The organism is Bacteroides sp. 1001302B_160321_D4, from assembly GCF_015667765.1.
Taxonomy (GTDB): domain Bacteria; phylum Bacteroidota; class Bacteroidia; order Bacteroidales; family Bacteroidaceae; genus Bacteroides; species Bacteroides xylanisolvens.
The window spans coordinates 1-1,875 of the sequence record NZ_JADPLO010000146.1 but is presented as its reverse complement, the minus strand read 5'-3'; the positions used below and the strand labels follow the sequence as shown (position 1 = coordinate 1,875).

At 34.2% G+C, this 1,875-nt stretch carries 3 protein-coding genes; all 3 read right to left on the bottom strand.

What is annotated here, in order from left to right; translation table 11 throughout:
* Window positions 1-160: 160 nt before the first annotated feature.
* A complete protein-coding gene (locus KFO40_RS25530; RefSeq protein WP_121960406.1) occupies window positions 161-538 on the bottom strand; it encodes a hypothetical protein in 378 nt (125 codons plus the stop codon).
* Window positions 539-839: 301 nt separating this feature from the next.
* Window positions 840-1,049, bottom strand: coding sequence for a hypothetical protein (locus KFO40_RS25525; protein WP_061447511.1), 210 nt, complete (start codon window positions 1,047-1,049; stop codon window positions 840-842).
* 2 nt (window positions 1,050-1,051) lie between these two features.
* On the bottom strand, window positions 1,052-1,875 hold an 824-nt coding region (locus KFO40_RS25520; protein ID WP_211146945.1), incomplete at its 5' end, for an IS1595 family transposase.

Below are 1,875 nucleotides of genomic sequence, written 5' to 3'. Positions count from 1 at the left end.
TACAGCTATAATAGAACCTTTCCTACCTCGCTTATCTCTATTTATTAAGATGGTATAAAGATCTCCCTTACTTAAAGCCGTTTGCCATAACTTTTAGTTATAATAAAAAAGCTCTTTCTAGTTGGTGTTAACTGGAAAGAGCATGTTTCTTTTTCGACTGCTAAGATAGCAATTTATTTCTGATTTCCCTAATGTTTTTGGATATTTTTGCTATACATAAAAGTACAGCCCAAGTTACAACACTTGATAGTAAAGTAGACAGTGTGATTGCTAATCCAGTATATTGAATATCTCCATATTTATCGTATGCCATAATAAACGTGAGAACGATTGAAGCTATTATTCCTATCGTAAGTACAATATTAGCAATTACAATTAGAGTAGCTTCTTCTTTGTTACATGAGTTTAATACAGAATCCTCTTTTTGTTCTTGCTTTTCTTTAACTAACTTGGAGTAGCTAAACTTTAAACAATCGAGACAATAATCAGAAAAATCATTATCTAACTTTTTGCCGCACTTTTTACATTGCTTTTCCATAACATTTTGCGTTTTATTGGTTAATACTAAATAATAATGTTTCCAATCTATTAGCAATAACCACACGTCAGTATATGAAAAGACGCAGATAATTGCTCTACGTCCCTTGGCTCACCACAAGCCATTACACACCGAGCAAGAAATCTGCGTCTATGCTGATTCCTCAACGTGTGTAATATATAACTCGTTCATTCTCGAGGTGGTGATTCAGGGACGATTGAGCTATATTATCATAAAAAAGCGCATCACCTATACGATGATACGCTGCAAATATAAGAATAACTTCATAAATTACAAACAGTTAGTCCTTCTTCTTTTTCTCCTTTCCCTTATCTTTTTTAATAAGAATAACCGGAGGCTTTTCTTTAGCCCCTGCTTCCTTTTCAGGGTACGGATAATTTTTCAGAACTTCGTTCATGCTTTCCAAAACGGAGTCCAAACCATCAGTTATCATTTCTTGTAATTTCAAGTATGCTGAATCACTAATCTTTTTAGATTTCTTCTTTCCCATAATTAAGCAATATTACGCAAAAGTAAATCAAATCTTTGAGAATCGGTAAAATTCCGAGTATTAAATCGGAATACAAATTCATCAACGTACTTTTGCAGATGTTTTTTGCTTACTCTAATATAAGTTCCTTTCAATCTTCGTTTGAATAAAGACCATGCGTTTTCGATGCCATTTGTACTGACAACAATTATTTCTCCATCATCAGTAACATAGGTTTCACCATAAAAATGCTTCCCATGGTCTACTGATAACTGTTCATATTTCCCTTCTAATCCTTTATAACTCCATCCGTCAGTATACACAGTACTACCTACTTCTACATTCTTCTTTACAATAGGAACTAAGGTTCTAGCTTGGGTATTTGGTACGACTTTAGCGATAAGTTTTCCGCCTCTTTCAAGTATTCCAAATACAGGAACTTTGTCCTTGTAGCTACGTCCTTGACATTTCTCTACTTTCTTATCTTTATGGCGATTCCCATTCTTTCCACCTACAAACGTTTCGTCTATTTCAACTTCACCAGATAATTTAGAACTATTTGCATTAGCTTTAGTTGTAAACTCTCTAATCTTCATAAGCATATACCATGCCGACTTTTGAGTTATTTCTAAAAAACGAGCTAATTGGCATGAAGAAATACTGCCATTATCAGCTTGGAATAAGAATATTGCAAGTAACCATTTTTTCATAGGCAACTTGGTATTTGCAAATGGAGTACCTGTTTTTACATCAAAGTATCTTCCAGTATTCTTGCACTTATATTTCCCATTACCACATTTGTACACCTTAGATGTCGCGTCGAATGGTGATACAACCTTGCCGTCCC